This is a genomic window from Polynucleobacter sp. 30F-ANTBAC (genome assembly GCF_018882385.1).
GTDB lineage: Bacteria > Pseudomonadota > Gammaproteobacteria > Burkholderiales > Burkholderiaceae > Polynucleobacter.
In genome coordinates, this window is the sequence record NZ_JACVON010000001.1 from 900840 (window position 1) to 918163 (window position 17324).

14 protein-coding genes and 2 pseudogenes are annotated in these 17324 nt (G+C 44.8%); 9 read left to right on the forward strand and 7 right to left on the reverse strand.

All coding sequences use genetic code 11. The features are described from left to right. Nucleotides 1–43 precede the first annotated feature (43 nt). Genes ICN28_RS04190 through ICN28_RS04215 form a run of 6 tightly spaced genes read left to right on the forward strand, consistent with a single transcriptional unit; the run spans nucleotide 44 to nucleotide 4972 of the window. Complete coding sequence (locus tag ICN28_RS04190; protein ID WP_216286442.1) at nucleotides 44–583, forward strand: redoxin family protein; 540 nt, start codon at nucleotides 44–46, stop codon at nucleotides 581–583. 21 nt (nucleotides 584–604) lie between these two features. Then, nucleotides 605–1069 (forward strand): acetyl-CoA carboxylase biotin carboxyl carrier protein, encoded by a 465-nt coding sequence (gene accB / locus ICN28_RS04195; protein ID WP_216286443.1) that lies wholly within the window; start codon nucleotides 605–607, stop codon nucleotides 1067–1069. A 24-nt stretch (nucleotides 1070–1093) separates the two neighbouring features. Continuing rightward, complete coding sequence (accC, locus tag ICN28_RS04200; RefSeq protein WP_216286444.1) at nucleotides 1094–2464, forward strand: acetyl-CoA carboxylase biotin carboxylase subunit; 1371 nt, start codon at nucleotides 1094–1096, stop codon at nucleotides 2462–2464. 30 nt (nucleotides 2465–2494) lie between these two features. Beyond that, complete coding sequence (prmA, locus tag ICN28_RS04205) at nucleotides 2495–3409, forward strand: 50S ribosomal protein L11 methyltransferase (protein ID WP_216286445.1); 915 nt, start codon at nucleotides 2495–2497, stop codon at nucleotides 3407–3409. Continuing rightward, nucleotides 3370–3990: a DUF3426 domain-containing protein gene (locus ICN28_RS04210; protein ID WP_216286446.1), complete on the forward strand. Its 621-nt coding sequence runs from the start codon at nucleotides 3370–3372 to the stop codon at nucleotides 3988–3990. The genes prmA and ICN28_RS04210 overlap by 40 nt, the downstream gene beginning before the upstream one ends. 22 nt (nucleotides 3991–4012) lie before the next feature. Continuing rightward, the gene (locus ICN28_RS04215) at nucleotides 4013–4972 is read left to right on the forward strand and encodes a carbohydrate kinase family protein (protein ID WP_216286448.1); all 960 of its coding nucleotides are present in this window, start codon (nucleotides 4013–4015) and stop codon (nucleotides 4970–4972) included. A gap of 134 nt (nucleotides 4973–5106) precedes the next feature. On the opposite strand, the pseudogene ICN28_RS04220 reads toward ICN28_RS04215, so the two are convergent. The 5 genes and pseudogenes from ICN28_RS04220 to ICN28_RS04240 all read right to left on the reverse strand — a co-directional run bounded on the left by ICN28_RS04220 (nucleotide 5107) and on the right by ICN28_RS04240 (nucleotide 12127). Next, nucleotides 5107–5582: pseudogene (locus ICN28_RS04220) on the reverse strand (histone H1-like DNA-binding protein). A gap of 356 nt (nucleotides 5583–5938) precedes the next feature. Then, nucleotides 5939–7129 (reverse strand): ribonucleotide-diphosphate reductase subunit beta, encoded by a 1191-nt coding sequence (locus ICN28_RS04225; protein WP_216286450.1) that lies wholly within the window; start codon nucleotides 7127–7129, stop codon nucleotides 5939–5941. A gap of 56 nt (nucleotides 7130–7185) precedes the next feature. Next, nucleotides 7186–10137: a ribonucleoside-diphosphate reductase subunit alpha gene (locus tag ICN28_RS04230; RefSeq protein WP_216286452.1), complete on the reverse strand. Its 2952-nt coding sequence runs from the start codon at nucleotides 10135–10137 to the stop codon at nucleotides 7186–7188. 299 nt (nucleotides 10138–10436) lie between these two features. Continuing rightward, nucleotides 10437–11231 carry a 1,6-anhydro-N-acetylmuramyl-L-alanine amidase AmpD gene (gene ampD, locus ICN28_RS04235; protein WP_370626439.1) on the reverse strand — a complete coding sequence of 265 codons (795 nt, stop codon included), beginning with the start codon at nucleotides 11229–11231 and terminating at the stop codon, nucleotides 10437–10439. A gap of 38 nt (nucleotides 11232–11269) precedes the next feature. After that, entirely contained in the window at nucleotides 11270–12127 is an 858-nt protein-coding gene (locus tag ICN28_RS04240; protein ID WP_216286453.1) for an inner membrane protein YpjD, read from the reverse strand. Nucleotides 12128–12147: 20 nt separating this feature from the next. Between ICN28_RS04240 and ffh the strand changes: the two genes are divergently transcribed. Next, nucleotides 12148–13512 carry a signal recognition particle protein gene (gene ffh / locus ICN28_RS04245; RefSeq protein ID WP_216286454.1) on the forward strand — a complete coding sequence of 455 codons (1365 nt, stop codon included), beginning with the start codon at nucleotides 12148–12150 and terminating at the stop codon, nucleotides 13510–13512. Between the two features lie 76 nt (nucleotides 13513–13588). On the opposite strand, the gene ICN28_RS04250 is transcribed toward ffh, so the two are convergent. After that, nucleotides 13589–15322, reverse strand: a complete 1734-nt coding sequence (locus tag ICN28_RS04250; protein ID WP_216286455.1) for a proline--tRNA ligase — start codon at nucleotides 15320–15322, stop codon at nucleotides 13589–13591. Nucleotides 15323–15405: 83 nt separating this feature from the next. Between ICN28_RS04250 and ICN28_RS04255 the strand changes: the two genes are divergently transcribed. Both ICN28_RS04255 and ICN28_RS04260 read left to right on the forward strand, forming a co-directional pair. Continuing rightward, nucleotides 15406–16011, forward strand: a complete 606-nt coding sequence (locus ICN28_RS04255; RefSeq protein WP_216286456.1) for an RNA pyrophosphohydrolase — start codon at nucleotides 15406–15408, stop codon at nucleotides 16009–16011. A 35-nt stretch (nucleotides 16012–16046) separates the two neighbouring features. Beyond that, complete coding sequence (locus tag ICN28_RS04260; RefSeq protein ID WP_216286457.1) at nucleotides 16047–16526, forward strand: CNP1-like family protein; 480 nt, start codon at nucleotides 16047–16049, stop codon at nucleotides 16524–16526. 11 nt (nucleotides 16527–16537) lie between these two features. On the opposite strand, the pseudogene proB reads toward ICN28_RS04260, so the two are convergent. Next, nucleotides 16538–17323 (reverse strand): annotated as a pseudogene (proB, locus tag ICN28_RS04265) (glutamate 5-kinase); the annotation flags it as partial. Nucleotide 17324: the final 1 nt, after the last annotated feature.

A 17324-nucleotide genomic window follows, 5' to 3' on the forward strand; every position in this document is an offset into this window, starting at 1 on the left:
TCAGTGCAAAATAAGGCAAATAACTGAAATAGAAAGAAATAAAGTGAATAAACGTCAGTGGATCTTCATCCTCGCAATCGGTTTTTTAGCAGGCGCTTTAGGTATGGGCGTTGCCAGCTATCAATTCAGGACAACTCTTGCAAAAGATGCCGCTATTGAGACTTTTCTAAAGCAAGAGTTGAGATCACCTGATGGTGAGGTTCTGCCGAGCGCGAGTTGGAGAGGAAAAACCTTGGTTTTGAACTTTTGGGCCCCCTGGTGCCCACCTTGTGTCGAGGAAATGCCCGAGTTAGTGCGCGTTCAAGAGAAATATCGCTCTAAAAATGTGCTATTTGTTGGCATTGGTGTTGATTCACCATCCAATTTACGTCAATTTCTTTTAAAAACACCCGTTAACTACCCAATCGTTTTAGGTGGATTAGAGGGTAGTAATTGGGCAAAAAGTATGGGAAATCCAAGCTCTGGGCTGCCATTTACCGTCCTAATTGATGAAAAAGGAAGCATTAAGAAGGTCAAACTTGGAAAAATAAGCGAAGATGAGCTCAGTTCATGGTTAGATGCCGTTATAATCACCTCCAAGTAAAAAACTATATGGAAGGGCATCATGGATCTACGAAAACTTAAAACTTTGATTGATTTAGTAGCTGAATCTGGCGTATCTGAACTAGAGGTTACCGAAGGCGAAGACAAAGTACGTATCGTAAAAAATCCAGCTCCGATTGCCGCTCCAACCCAACAATACTATGCTCCTGCTCCAGCCGCACCAGCTGCCGGTCCAGCTCCTGCCGCTGCAGCTGCTGCTCCAGCAGAAGTAGCTGCTCCAGCCGAGCCAACTGGGCACGCTGTTAAATCACCAATGGTCGGTACTTTCTACCGTGCACCAACTCCAGGCGCAGACTCTTTTGTAAAAATTGGCGACTCAGTCAAAGAAGGTCAAACTCTTTGCATCATCGAAGCGATGAAGTTATTGAACGAGATCGAATCTGATAAATCAGGCGTTGTTAAAGAAATCCTATGTGAGAACGGCCAAGGTGTTGAATTTGGTCAGGCTCTTTTCATTATTGGCTAATTCAAGAGTTATAAAGGTTATCTGATGTTTGAAAAGATCCTCATCGCCAACCGTGGCGAAATTGCTCTACGTATTCAAAGAGCCTGTCGCGAGATGGGCATTAAAACTGTGGTGGTTTTCTCTGAAGCTGACCGCGATGCGAAGTATGTCAAATTGGCAGACGAAGCTGTTTGTATCGGCCCAGCTCCTTCAGCACTTAGCTACCTCAATATGCCAGCGATTATTTCTGCGGCTGAAGTAACCGATGCTCAAGCGATTCACCCAGGTTACGGCTTCTTATCTGAAAACGCTGACTTTGCTGAACGCGTAGAAAAATCAGGTTTTGTTTTTATTGGTCCAACCGCTGAATCGATTCGCTTAATGGGCGATAAAGTATCAGCAAAGCAAGCCATGATCAAATCAGGCGTACCGTGCGTACCTGGTTCAGAAGGCGCACTTCCTGATAATCCAAAAGAAATTATTGCAACAGCTAAAAAGGTGGGCTACCCAGTCATCATCAAGGCGGCTGGCGGTGGTGGTGGTCGCGGTATGCGCGTGGTCCATACTGAAGCTCACTTAATCAATGCTGTGAACATGACTCGCGAAGAAGCTGGTCGAGCCTTTGGTAATCCAGAGGTCTACATGGAAAAGTTCTTAGAGAATCCTCGCCACGTAGAAATCCAAATCTTAGCGGACACCCATAAAAATGCAGTTTATCTAGGCGAACGTGATTGCTCGATGCAACGTCGCCACCAAAAGGTGATTGAAGAAGCGCCAGCACCTGGCATTGATCGTCGCCTAATTGCAAAAATTGGTGAGCGCTGTGCAGAAGCTTGTCGCAAAATTGGTTATCGCGGCGCAGGCACATTTGAGTTCTTATACGAAAACGACGAGTTTTATTTCATTGAAATGAACACGCGCGTTCAGGTTGAACACCCTGTGACAGAACTCATTACGGGTATCGATATTGTTCAACAGCAAATTCATATTGCTGCGGGTGAAAAACTACCATTCCGTCAAAAAGATATTGAATTCCGAGGTCATGCGATTGAGTGCCGTATCAACGCAGAAGATCCTGTGAAATTCATGCCAAGCCCAGGTCGAATCTTGTCATGGCATATGCCAGGCGGCCCAGGTGTGCGTGTCGATTCTCATGCGTATGCGGGCTATTTTGTGCCTCCAACCTATGACTCCATGATTGGCAAATTAATTACTTATGGTGCAACTCGCGAACAAGCCATTCGCCGCATGAGCATTGCCTTATCAGAAGCAGCTGTTGAAGGTATCTTGACCAATATCCCATTGCACCGCGAACTGATGCTCGATCCAAAGTTTGTCGAAGGCGGCACCAGCATTCATTACCTTGAGCACAAACTTGAAGAACAAGCGGCATCTCGCCGTGGCAATGTGAAGTAATTAACAGACCCTTCACTTCATAACGCATTAATGGCATTTCGTGAACTTATCTTTACTGTTTCCGAGGATCTCGCAGAGAACCTTGGAGACGCACTCATGGAATTGGGTGCTTTATCTATTTCAGTTAGCGATGCAGCTGTTGATACGGAAGAAGAAAAACCTCTTTACGGCGAACCGGGTCTAACCCCCGAAAAAAATGCTTGGGAACAATCTCAAGTAGTTGCTCTCTTTGATGAAAATGCTTTAAGTGCCGCTGAGATTTCTTTAGCTTTAAGCGAAGAAGGATTTCAGGTCACTATCCCAACGGAACGAGCTGTTGAAGAGCAAGATTGGGTTCGCTTAACGCAATCTCAATTTGATCCGATTCAGGTTGGTCAACGCCTATGGGTCGTCCCCTCTTGGCACGATGCTCCTCAAGATCCCAATGCAGTTTGTCTTGCGGTAGACCCTGGTTTAGCTTTTGGTACGGGCAGTCATCCAACCACCAAACTATGCATGCAGTGGCTAGAAGAGCATGAAGGCTTAAGTGAAAAAACCTTACTTGATTACGGATGTGGCTCTGGCATCTTAGCTATTGCGGCCAAGCGCTTGGGCTGTGGTCCTGCCATAGGTGTTGATATTGACCCTCAAGCAGTTAGCTCCGCTAAAGACAATGCCATACGCAACGAAGTGACGGTTGATTTTTATTTACCTGAAGAAGACACAACTGACAGCCAACATGATGTTGTGGTCGCTAATATCCTAGCCAATCCACTACAAGTTTTAGCCCCCGCTCTTTGTCAGCGTATCGCGCCTGAAGGTCACATTGTGTTATCAGGCATTTTGGCAAGACAAGCAGAAGAAGTAATTGAAACCTATAAACCGTGGCTAACGCTCCATGTTTGGCGAGAGCATGATGGCTGGGTTTGTCTAACCGGTCAGCTCAAAAAAAAACTCCTGAATTAACCCAAAGCTCTCATGTGGTTAAAGCCAGCTCTCGCTGGTTAAAAATTTCAACAGCTCTTCTTTTGGTATTTTTAGTATTTGCTCAAATCAGCTATCTTGGTAGAAACACAATTCACCACATAATTGCCAAAGCGCCTCCAAGTATCCAAGAGCCCGCTAGACTGGCATTTTCAACAATCGATCGAGCCATATGCCAGTTATTGCCTTGTCATGATGAGGCCCTACGTGATTTTTCAGCATGGTCAATTGAGTTTGCCCATTTAGAAATTGACGCTTCAAAAGATAAGGAGACGTCCTCCGTCACAGGTCTTCTTAAACTTCAAATCAGAAACCAACTGAATAATCCTGTGATCTGGCCCTCTGTTATTTTGTCGATTACAGATATCAATGATGCTTTGATTGGTGAAATTCTTCTGGAACCTCAAGACTGGTTGCCGAAGGACGCCAATCTATCGGCATTGGAAGAAGTCAGAGCATCTCCCTTGCAAGAAGTAGCGAGCAATCTACCTCTTTCCTTACCCGAAAGTGCTGCCGGCTATCGTGTTCGATTAAGCTATAGCCCCAAAACACTCCCTCATTAATCACTTAACCTTTGGAAAAATTATGTCTAGCTTAATTTGCGGCTCAATCGCTTACGACACCATCATGTCTTTTGAAGGTCGCTTTCAAGATCAAATCTTGGCTGACCAAATCCATATTCTGAATGTGGCATTTTTGGTACCCAGCATGCGCCGAGAGTTTGGCGGATGTGCCGGCAACATTGCGTATAACCACCGACTATTAGGTGGAGACCCTGTGATTATGGCAACCGTCGGCGGTGATGCAGGCCCTTATTATGATCAATTGGCTAAATACAAGATCACAGCAGATCATATTCGTGAGATCCCTACTGCTTTCACTGCTCAAGCCATGATCACCACGGATCGTGACAATAACCAAATTACAGCGTTTCACCCTGGTGCCATGGGTGAATCACACCTGAATATTGTGGCTGATGTGCTAGCTCATCGACAGGCTAAGAATTTAAGCCAACCTAAGATTGCAATTGTGGCGCCCGATGGCAGGCAAGGTATGGTTGAACACTGCCAGCAATTAGCCGATGCTCACATCCCTTTTATCTTCGATCCAGGTCAAGGCTTACCGATGTTTGATGGTCAAGAACTTCTAGGCTTCATCGAACAAGCAACCTACGTTGCCGTAAATGACTACGAAGGTGAGATGCTCTCAAAACGGACAGGCTTAACACTCCCACAAATATCAGAGCGTGTAGAAGCCTTAATTGTCACCAAAGGTGCCCAAGGTGCAGAAATTCATGCCAAAGGTCAAAAATATGACATTCCAGTAGTGCCCGTTAACCAAGCAATAGATCCAACTGGGTGTGGTGATGCTTTCAGAGGCGGATTATTATTCGGCTTGGAACAAGGTTTTGATTGGGAAACAACTGGCAGATTAGCTAGTCTGATGGGCTCTATCAAAATTTCCAGCCAAGGTCCGCAAAATCACGAGCCCAGCCAAGCAGAGATTCAAGCACAATTTAAACAAGCCTTCGCCTATAGCTATTGATTGATCTGTGGTGCCTTTCTCAAGGGAGGCACTTAGCAATAGGCTACCCCTAAAAATATAGACAAGAAAAAACCCGCTAAGGCAATTAAGCTTTAGCGGGTTTGATTCCCTTCAGGAATCAGTCCCTAATTAGATTAAGGACGTGAACCTGTTGGGAAAGGCCAAGCAGCTGCTGGATTTAATACTGTCTTTGCTGTTGAAGCAGAGGCAGCTTTAGCAACTGGCTTTTTTGCTGCTGGTTTTTTAGCAGCAGGCTTACTTACTTTTTTTTTACTACTTTTTTAGCAGCTTTTTTTGCAGCAGGCTTTTTAGCAGCTACTTTTTTAGCAGCAGGCTTTTTAGCAGCTACTTTCTTAGCAGCAGGCTTCTTAGCAGCTACTTTCTTAGCAGCAGGCTTCTTAGCAGCTACTTTCTTAGCAGCAGGCTTCTTAGCAGCTACTTTTTTAGCAGCAGGCTTCTTAGCAGCTACTTTTTTAGCAGCAGGCTTCTTAGCAGCTACTTTTTTAGCAGCAGGCTTCTTAGCAGCTACTTTCTTAGCAGCTGGTTTCTTAGCAGCTACTTTTTTAGCAGCTGGTTTCTTTGCAGCAGGTTTTTTCTTGGCGATTGCCATATTAAACTCCTTCACGTGAGAGTGATTTAATTACATTACTGATTAAAGAAACCCGACCACACCAATTTCGTGTGAGCGAGCCATTCATCGGCGCGCCACTCACTACACGTCGCACGCTAATGAATCTTGGAAAAAAAGCCGTGACCTCTGCAGGTGACGGCTTTTTAAATACGTATGAAGAACGTTTAGAACTATCAAAAGAAATAGATAACAACTTACTCCGATGACTCAGAGTATTTAATTTATTCACGCGTTGTTGGCTACTACTTATCAACAGTTTTTTCTCCTAGTGTTTCTATAACTTTCGTGATAGTACAACTTAAGAGAAGCGTTGTCATTAAATATTTTAAAAAAATTTACTCCCAGTTCAACGCGCCACCAGTTTGATATTCAATAACGCGAGTCTCAAAGAAGTTTCTTTCCTTCTTCAAGTCGATCATTTCACTCATCCATGGGAACGGATTCTCTTCATTCGGGAACATTGCATCTAAACCAATTTGCATGCAACGACGATTACAAATGTAACGCAGGTAACCTTTGAACATTGGAGCGTTCAAACCCAGAACCCCTCTAGGCATGGTGTCTTCAGCGTAACGGTACTCAAGTTCAACTGCCTGCTCAAATAAACTACGCAACTCTTCTTTGAACTCAGCAGTCCACAATTGTGGGTTCTCAAGTTTGATCTGATTGATCATGTCGATACCAAAATTGCAGTGCAATGATTCATCACGCAAGATGTACTGATACTGCTCAGCAGCACCGGTCATTTTATTTTGACGACCCATTGCCAAGATTTGCGTAAAACCAACATAAAAGAACAAACCTTCCATGATGCAAGCAAATACGATCAATGAGCGAAGCAACTTCTGATCATTCTCTAAAGTGCCTGTTTTGAATGAAGGATCTGTCAAAACATCAATGAATGGGATCAAAAACTCATCTTTAGCGCGAATCGAAGGTACTTCATGATAAGCATTGAAGATTTCAGCCTGGTTTAGGCCCAATGATTCCACAATATATTGGTATGCATGAGTATGAATCGCCTCTTCAAACGCCTGACGCAACAAATATTGACGGCATTCTGGAGCTGTAATCTGACGATAGGTACCTAAAACGATGTTGTTGGCCGCTAAAGAGTCTGCTGTTACAAAGAAACCTAGATTTCGCATGATGATGCGACGCTCGTCATCGGTTAGACCATTAGGATCCTTCCAAAGAGCGATATCTCGCGTCATATTGATCTCTTGTGGCATCCAGTGATTGGCACAACCTGCCAAATACTTCTCCCAAGCCCATTTGTATTTAAATGGCACCAATTGGTTCACATCCGTTGAACCGTTAATGATGCGTTTATCCGCCACGTTGACACGGCGCGCAACTGCATCTTCAGGATCAATCGTGGCTGAAGGTGCAGAAGCAGATGACATTGGCATCGGCATTGGGCGATTCGGCAATAAACTGCTTTCCATCGCAGCACTTGGTGTTGTCACGGGTGCTGGTTGATTAAGCGTTGCCGCTGCGGGGGTTTCTTCTTCCCAGGTCAACATAATTTGTTCTCCATTTATTTTGTGTATTGCTTTTATTTATCCGTTAATCATACGACTTATTGGCAAGCTTCGCATTCATCAAAGCCAGCATCGCCTGGACGCATCGTACAAACCGGACCATCCGCCTCAGCAGCTGCAGCTGCAGCCGCCGCGGCTAAAGTTGGGTCACCGTTTGAAACAGCATTCAAGGCACCGCCTTTAACCGTTGACTTCTCAACGTGAGTGGCAGAAATCGTACGCAAGTAGTAAGTCGTTTTTAATCCACGCAACCAAGCCAACTTGTAGGTGTCGTCCAACTTCTTACCAGAAGCGCCAGCCATGTAAATATTGAGTGACTGAGCCTGATCGATCCATTTTTGACGACGTGACGCAGCTTCCACCAACCACAAAGGCTCAACTTCGAATGCGGTGGCATACAAAGCACGTAAATCTTGTGGAATACGATCAATTTTTGACAATGAACCATCAAAATACTTCAAATCAGCAATCATGACTTCATCCCAAAGACCACGAGCCTTCAGATCGCGCACCAAATAGTCATTAACCACTGTGAACTCACCTGAAAGGTTAGATTTCACAAAAAGGTTTTGATAGGTTGGCTCAATACAAGCTGAAACACCAATAATGTTTGAAATGGTGGCTGTTGGAGCAATCGCTACGCAGTTGGAGTTACGCATACCGAACTGTTTGATGCGATTACGCACCATTGTCCAATCCATCTTAGAAGACATATCCACCTCAACATAGCCACCGCGCTCTTGCGCCAATAGCTTGACTGAGTCTTGTGGAAGGATGCCCTGATCCCATAATGAACCCTTGTAAGTCTGGTAAGTGCCACGCTCTTCGGCCAACTCTGTTGATGCAAGATAAGCGTAGTAACAAACAGCTTCCATTGACTCATCAGCAAACTGAACAGCTGCATCACTCGCGTAGGGGATACGCAACATATGCAAGCAATCCTGGAAGCCCATAATGCCCATACCCACTGGACGGTGCTTCATATTTGAATTACGCGCCTTAGCAACAGCGTAATAGTTAATATCAATCACATTGTCCAACATGCGCATCGCTGTACGGATCGTTTTCTGTAATTTCTCATGATCCAGAACCAATTGACCATTCGCATCTGTCTTCATATGAACTGTTAAGTTCACAGAACCTAAGTTACAAACCGCGATCTCTGACTCATTCGTATTCAAAGTAATCTCTGTACACAAATTAGATGAGTGAACAACGCCAACGTGCTGCTGTGGGCTACGAATGTTGCATGGATCTTTGAACGTGATCCATGGATGGCCTGTTTCAAACAACATGCCCAACATCTTGCGCCACATATCGAGTGCATTAACTTTCTTAAATGGCTTCAATTCACCATTGGCTGCCTTTTGCTCGTAAGCAATATAGGCTTTTTCAAAGTCAGCACCAAACTTATCATGCAAGTCTGGGCAAGTTGATGGTGTGAATAATGTCCACTCACCGTTTTCCATCACTCGCTTCATGAACAAGTCAGGAATCCAGTTCGCAGTGTTCATATCATGCGTACGACGGCGATCATCACCTGTGTTCTTACGCAACTCTAGGAACTCTTCCACATCCAAGTGCCATGTTTCCAAATAGGCGCAAACAGCACCTTTACGCTTACCACCTTGATTCACAGCAACAGCCGTGTCATTCACCACCTTCAAGAATGGCACAACACCTTGTGACTTACCGTTAGTACCTTTGATGTGACTGCCCAAAGCACGTACGCTTGTCCAGTCATTGCCCAAACCACCCGCAAACTTAGATAACAAGGCGTTTTCTTTCAAACCCTCGTAGATACCATCCAAGTCATCTGGAATAGTCGTTAGGTAGCAGCTTGATAGCTGTGAACGTAATGTTGCTGAGTTAAATAATGTTGGCGTGCTAGACATGAAATCGAATGAAGAAAGGATTTCATAGAACTGGATAGCGCGCTCTTCACGGTTAACTTCATTTAAAGCCAAGCCCATTGCCACACGCATAAAGAAAGCCTGAGGCATTTCGATACGGTGATCTTCAATGTGCAAGAAATAACGGTCATACAAAGTTTGTAGGCCCAAGTAGTTGAACTGTAGATCACGATCGGCCTTCAATGCGGCGCCCAACTTAACCAAATCAAATGTTAATAACTTTTGATCCAATAACTCAGCATCCACACCTTGCTTGATGTATTGCGGGAAATAAGTCACATATTCAGCTGCCATGGCACCTTGTGGCACTTCGCGACCTAAAATCTCTTTACGAATTGTGTGCATCAAAATACGTGCAGTCACTTGGCTGTACGCTGGATCTTTTTCAATCCAAGTACGTGATGCCAAGATAGCTGAATCGTAAACTTGTGCCATTGGCACGCCTTCATACAAATTCTTAATTGTTTCTTGAATGATTGGCTCTGCATTAACAGCACTACCTAAACCTTCACACGCAGCCTGAATCACCATTTGCAAGGCAACCATATCCAAAGGCTTGATCACACCGTTATCACTGACATTGATTCCTGGGTGATCCATCACTGGTGCAACAGGTGCTGCCGCTACTTGTGCAGCGCGCTCTTGATTGCGCTTTTCACGATAAAGAACATAAGCTCTTGCTACATTGTGCTCACCACTACGCATCAAGGCTAATTCAACTTGATCCTGAATATCTTCAATGTGGAATGTGCCACCGTTAGGACGGCTACGCAACAATGCGCGCACAACAACTTGTGTTAATTGCTCCACTTGTTCACGAACGCGTGCTGATGCAGCACCTTGACCACCGTTTACAGCTAAAAAAGCTTTGGTCACTGCAATTGCAATTTTGGATGGCTCAAATGAAACAACTGAGCCATTACGTCGAATAATTTTGTAATCAGACAATTGTGTGGCTTGAGTACCGCCCACTCCACCAGCAACAAATGCCTCTGATGGGTTTTGGTTAACTTGACCAGGTTGGCCTGCAAATGGGTTGCTTGTTGCGCCAGTTGCCTGCGGATCTGCGTAGGTCATAAGACTCCTATCTCTTCTTTATGTGTATTTAATTGGGTAAAACGAGTAATTTTGATTATTTTTCAACGGCTATTCACTGCTGAGAACACTACATTTAGTGTTTAGCTTGCGACAACGGTACTAAGTATAGGGTATTTATCATGCTTTTGATAAGCATTTTTTACAAAAAAATACCTATCGAAATCCCTAATTTGGCTAGAAATTTCGCTATTTTTGGCACTTATTTGGGGCTTGCTGGAAATGAATAATAGGTTTGTGAGCACTCACAAACCTATTGCGGTTTTGCGACTCCAATAAACTTAAGAACGCTTATCTAAACCATAAGGAAGTTGGCGAGCAGGAATGCCCGCTAATTGTGAAAAATAAGCCCAATCAAAATGAATGCCAGGGTCTTTTTTTCTTCCGGGAGCAACATCACTATGTCCCGCATAAGCGGCAATCGGATATTGTTTCTTTAAAACAGTCACCAATTCTTTTAAAGCAAGATATTGAGCCGGCTGAAACGGTAAATCTTCCGTGCCCTCCAATTCAATACCGATTGAAAAATCATTGCATCGATCACGACCAAAAAATTCTGAAGCGCCCGCATGCCATGCTCGGTTCAAAGTAGAAACAAATTGTTGCACTTGCCCATCTCTTTTAATTAAGAAATGACTGGATACCTGACGGTCAGCTATTTCTTGAAAATAAGGATGCGCATTCGGATCCAATTTGTTTTGAAAGAAATCAGCAATGTAATGATTACCAAACTGACCTGGCGGCAAACTGATGTGATGCATCAATACCAACTCAATAGGCATACCTGATGGGCGCTCATCGAAGTTGGGTGACTTAAGCCAATCAGCAGCGCCCCACCAACCTTTAGGATCAATGGCATTTTGATGCTCAGCAGAACAATAAGCTCCAACGCCTTCATCCGCCGGAAATCTTAAACCACAGCAAGGGCATTGCTTCATCTCTTGAGGCTTGGAGACGGTGCCTTGAGAACTATTTGGCTGTTTGGGTTTGGCTTGCTTGGGATTGTTAGGCTTGGGATTGTTAGGCTTGGCGCTTGAGCGACCATTCTGCTCAATCTGTGCATAACGCCACCACATAATGAGCCCCGTCAAAATCAGGGTAAAAAGCAGCCATTTCATCGCTGTAACAACACTTCCAAAACAAAACGGCTACCCACGTAAGCCAGTAATAAAACCACAAAAGAACTGAGCACCCAGCGTATTGCAGTCAAGCCTCTTAGACCAATCCGCCAACGAGCCACGAGCAAACCGGCAAACATCACCCACGACAGAATGCCAAAAATAGTTTTGTGATCCCAAAATAAAGCTCGTCCAAAAAGGGTTTGACTAAAGAACACGCCTGAAAAAACAGTCAAAGTTAGTAAAGCAAAGCCTACCTTAAGAATTCTGAAAAGAATATGTTCCATGGTCATAAGCGGTGGTAGGCGCTCCCCCCACTTAGCAAAAAAGCTATTGGTTTTATCGTGAGTGGGCATATGTAAATGACGATCTTGCCAATGCATCAAAATAGCGTGCAATGCCGCCAAGCTTAGTAAGCCATAAGCAATATTAGCCACAATAAAATGGGCTCTAAACCAAGGATCATCAATGGCACGAGCAGATAAAACATGTCCAGGGAAAATCACAGGCAGCAAACTACAAAACCCTGCTGCCAATAAAACAATCGCTCGGATGCCTCGAGTAGGCATGTACCAACTCTCAAACCAGAAAAAAGTAACGCCAATCCAGGACATCATGGATAACGCTTGGGCAAATCCAAATATAAAACCCTCTGCTGTAAAAATGGACTCATGCAAAATCAAGCCATGCAACAGTAGCAACGGCAATAAAAGCCATTGAGAAGAGGGAGAAACCCGAGGAGAGTCTTGATTCTGTTGAGAATTCAGGACATAGACTCTAATTTCTCGCCAAAAAAACAAGAAATATAAAGCGCTGGGTAACCATGCAAGGCTGGGGTGACCTAAAATATTCATATCTATAGTTTAATGCTCATATGTTACAGAATCTAACAGATCGTTTAAGTCGTGTGGTTAAAACCATGCGCGGTCAAGCCAGATTGACTGAAGAAAACACCGCGGAGATGCTCCGCGAGGTCCGTCTTGCCCTTTTAGAGGCTGACGTAGCTCTGCCAGTTGTCAAAGAATTAATTGCCAATATCAAAGCCAAAGCTTTTGGCGAAGAGGTGATTGGTAGCTTAAGTCCTGGTCAAGCCTTGGTTGGTGTTGTTCAAAAAGAACTCACTGCCATCATGGGAGATCCTCAAGCAGGTCAACTGAACTTAGCCGCACAACCTCCTGCAGTTATTTTGATGGCAGGTCTACAAGGTGCTGGTAAAACGACTTCAGTAGGTAAGCTAGCCAAATGGCTCAAGGACACACAAAAGAAAAAAGTATTAACAGTCTCTTGTGACGTCTACCGACCTGCTGCCATTGCTCAGCTAAAAACAGTCACGGATCAGGCTGGTGCAGAATTTTTTCCGAGCAGCGACAATCAAAAGCCCGCAGATATTGCGAGAGATGCTCTTGATTGGGCACGCCGCCACTATCACGATGTATTAATTATCGACACGGCTGGTCGATTAGGTATTGATGAAGCGATGATGCAAGAGATCAGTGCTCTTCATCAAATCGTGACACCGATCGAAACTCTCTTTGTTGTTGATGCCATGCTGGGTCAAGATGCCATCAATACCGCCAAAGCTTTCCATGCAACCTTACCTCTAACGGGCGTTATCCTGACCAAGTTAGACGGTGACTCACGTGGTGGTGCGGCACTTTCTGTTCGCCATGTCACAGGCGTTCCGATTAAGTTTGCTGGTGTGGCTGAAAAATTGGATGGCTTAGAACCATTTGATGCAAGCAGGATGGCGAGCCGTATTTTAGGTATGGGTGACATCCTTGCTTTGGTTGAGCAAGCCCAAAAATCAGTTGATGTTGAACACGCTCAAAAACTTGCGGAAAAGCTCAAAAAAGGTGGCTTTGATCTGAACGATTTCAGAATGCAAATCACTCAAATGAGACAGATGGGCGGCATGAGCAGCTTACTTGATAAGTTGCCCGCCCAATTTGCCCAAGCAGCAGCTAAACAAGATATGGGCGTTGCAGAAAAACAAATTCGCAGGACCCAAGGCATCATTGATAGCATGACACCTCAAGAGAGACTGAAACCAGAACTTCTCAAGGCCAGCCGTAAGCGGCGTATTGCAGCAGGTGCCGGCGTGCAAGTACAAGAGGTCAATCGAGTATTGGCTCAATTTGAACAAATGCAAACCATGATGAAGCAATTCAAAGGCGGCAAGATGGCCAAAATGCTTGGCGGTATGGCAGCCAAAGGTATGGGCAATATGTTTAAGCGTTAACCAATATCAAAAAATAATGCTCATAAAAAAGCCTTCAGTTCCAGCGAACTGAAGGCTTTTTTCTTTACAGAGTAATTTAGTGAGCGAGCTTGGCTTGAATAGCTGAGATAACTTTTTTTGCCACTTCAGCAACCGGTACTTGCATCGCTTCTGTATCCGCTCTCGCTTGAAACTCTAGCTGACCTTCTTTTAATCCGCGCTCTCCAATCACCACACGATAAGGCACACCAATTAACTCCCAATCGGCAAACATGGCACCTGGACGTTCACCACGATCATCCAAAATCACCTCGATGCCGGCCGCAGTTAAATCTCGGTATAACTGATCAGAGGCATCACGCACCATATCTGATCGGTCGTAACCCATTGGACATAAAACAACTTGGAATGGTGCAATCGATACTGGCCAAACAATACCTCGATCATCAAAACACTGCTCAATAGCAGCACCCAACAATCTTGTAACACCAATCCCGTAACAACCCATCACCATGGGTTGTGATTGTCCTTTTTCATCCAGGTAAACCGCATTCATAGACTCGGAGTAACGAGTACCTAACTGGAAGACGTGACCCACCTCGATACCGCGACAAATTTCTAACACGCCCTTACCGTCCGGAGATGCATCACCAGCGATGACATTACGTAAGTCAGCAACGATTGGCTCTGGTAGATCACGAACCCAATTCACACCCGTTAAATGGAAGCCTTCTTGATTGGCGCCACAAATAAAATCACTCATATTTGCAACGGTTCGATCAGCCACAACTGTTAATGGTTTTTTGGTTTTTACTGGTCCCAAATAACCAGGCGGCGTGCCAAAGTAATCGATGATCTCAGCTTCGCTTGCAAAGCGGAAATCAGTCAATCCAGGTACCTTGCTGGCTTTTACTTCATTAAGCTCATGATCACCACGCAATAACAAAATGAATAGCTTGGCGCCCTCTTCGGCATCCACCGCCAAAACAATTGACTTCACTGTCTTCTCAAGTGGCAACTTCAAAAACTTAGCCACATCTTCGCATTTGCTCATACCAGGCGTTGCAACAGAAACCAACTCTTGAGAGGCAGCAGAACGGCTTGCGATCAAGGTCATTGCTTCAGCTGTTTCAATATTTGCAGCATAGTCTGAAGTTGGGCAGTAAGCAATAGCATCTTCACCCGTATCTGCAATCACGTGGAACTCTTGACTGCCTGTACCACCAATTGCACCATTGTCGGCATTCACAGCACGGAAGTTAAGTCCTAAACGGGTAAAAATGCGTTGATAAGCATCGAACATCTTGGCGTAGGACTGCTTCATTCCATCAACATCACGATCAAAAGAATAAGCATCCTTCATGCAAAATTCACGGCCACGCATGATGCCAAAACGCGGGCGACGCTCATCACGGAATTTGGTCTGAATTTGATAAAAATTCACCGGCAACTGCTTGTAACTCTTAATTTCATGACGGGCAATATCCGTTACCACCTCCTCAGAGGTTGGCTGAATCAAGAAATCGCGGTCATGCCTGTCTTTAATGCGCAGTAATTCAGGCCCCATTTTGTCCCAACGACCGGTTTCCTGCCATAGCTCAGCCGGCTGAATCACTGGCATTAATAGCTCTACAGCACCAGCCTGGTCCATTTCTTCTCGAATAATTGATTCGACCTTACGGATGACCTTAAGACCCATTGGCATGTAGTTATAGATGCCGGCCCCTAATTTTCGGATCATGCCAGCCCTCATCATCAGCTTATGAGAGACGATTTCAGCGTCTGCCGGGGCTTCTTTGAGAGTTCTAATAAAAAATTGAGATGCTTTCATGGTTCACTTTATTAAATAATGGATGGGCTATAGCTATAATCAATTTATTGATTTTAAAGGATTAAGGAATAAAGGGCGCGATTATGCTCGACAGAGAAGGGTACAGACCCAACGTCGGCATCGTTCTCATCAATCAACGCAACGAAGTTTTTTGGGGTAAGCGTGTTGGTCAGCATTCCTGGCAGTTCCCTCAGGGAGGGATTCAACATGGTGAAAACCCAGAGCAAGCGATGTATCGTGAGTTGCATGAGGAGATCGGTCTAGAGCCGCAACATGTCCAAATCATTGGACGAACTCGCGAATGGCTGCGTTACGACGTGCCAGCTGAATTCTTGCGCCGCTCAAATAGCTCACAATCGAACCGGCGCTCATCTCGCCAAAGCTATCGCGGTCAAAAACAAATTTGGTTTTTACTTCGTATGGTTGGCCGAGACAGCGATGTATGTCTGAGGGCTACCGATCACCCTGAATTTGATGCGTGGCGCTGGAGCCCCTACTGGATTCCACTCGATGTTGTCATCGACTTTAAGCGAGAAGTATATGAATTAGCGTTATCTGAACTCGCTCGTTACATTGCCCGTGGTCCGCGCATGATGATGATGCCTTGGGGCTCTCCTCTTGATATCAGTAAAAATATGGCGACTAACAATCACGTCAGTACACCAGACTCACCGAAGGACCCCTCTTGAAACAGCATTTCATTCTTAAAGCGCTCGTTAGTACCATGCTACTTATTAGCTTCACGTCGCACGCGCAGTACAAAACTCTCGATCCAGCCGATGAGAATGATGTTGATGCCCCAAGGTTTTGGAATGAGGCTGAAGTCAAACTCCCTAGCGCACCCCCTTCTAAACAACTCAAACCGTTTTTTGTATCCATCAATACACCCCTGACATTCGCTATTGATGCAGACTCAATTGAATTAGGTAAAGATGATGTATTGCGATACATCATTGTCATCACCAGCCCCTCGGGCGCAAAACAAGTTAGCTACGAAGGTATTCGTTGTGAAAAACATGAATGGCGTTTGTATGGCACGCTGCAAAGCGATGGACAGTGGCGAAAAAATCCAGGGAGCAAATGGCAGTTCATCACGCCTAATAGCTACAACAGATATCACTCTGCTTTAGTCAAAGATGCTTTTTGTGAAAATAGTATTCCACGCAGAAACATAAAAGAAATTATTTCTCTTTTGCAGCCTTAAGCCTGCAACTATTTCGAAATCAGTTGTGAACCAATCAGTTCGCCTTTTGCAAGACGAACTAATACTTGGGGCTCAAGACCCGAAGCAATCACTGTGTGAGCACCTGATTGATTGGCTAATTTAGCGGCTAGCACTTTGGTGAGCATGCCACCTTTTCCAAGTGCACTGCCTGCGCCACCCGCCATCATCTCTAACTGAGGATCACCGGCCACTGCTTCTTGAATCAAAGTTGCCTGAGGGTCTTTACGAGGGTCCGCGTTATACAAACCATCTTGATCCGTCAAAATAACCAAGGCATCTGCTTCAATCAGATTAGTTACCAGAGCTGCCAAAGTATCGTTATCACCAAATTTAATTTCATCCGTGACGACCGTATCATTTTCATTGATGATAGGAACAACACCGTGCTTTAAAAGTGTTAACAACGTGATTCGTGCATTTTGATAACGCTTTTCGTCTGCTAAGTCAGCATTGGTGAGTAATACCTGCGCAGTTCGAATACCATATTGAGCAAAGCTCGTTTCGTAAACTTGAACCAAGCCCATTTGCCCGACTGCGGCAGCAGCCTGAAGCTCATGGATATCTGTTGGTCGGGTTGCCCAAGATAAGCGCTGCATACCTTCTGCAATCGCTCCAGAACTGACCATCACCACTTGCTTACCCATAGAACGGAGTTCCGCCATTTGCGCAGCCCAACGACCAATCGCTTCATGATCCAAACCTTGACCATTATTGGTCACCAGTGTTGAACCCACTTTAACAACAATACGTTGTGCGTTTTGTATCGCTCGAACCACC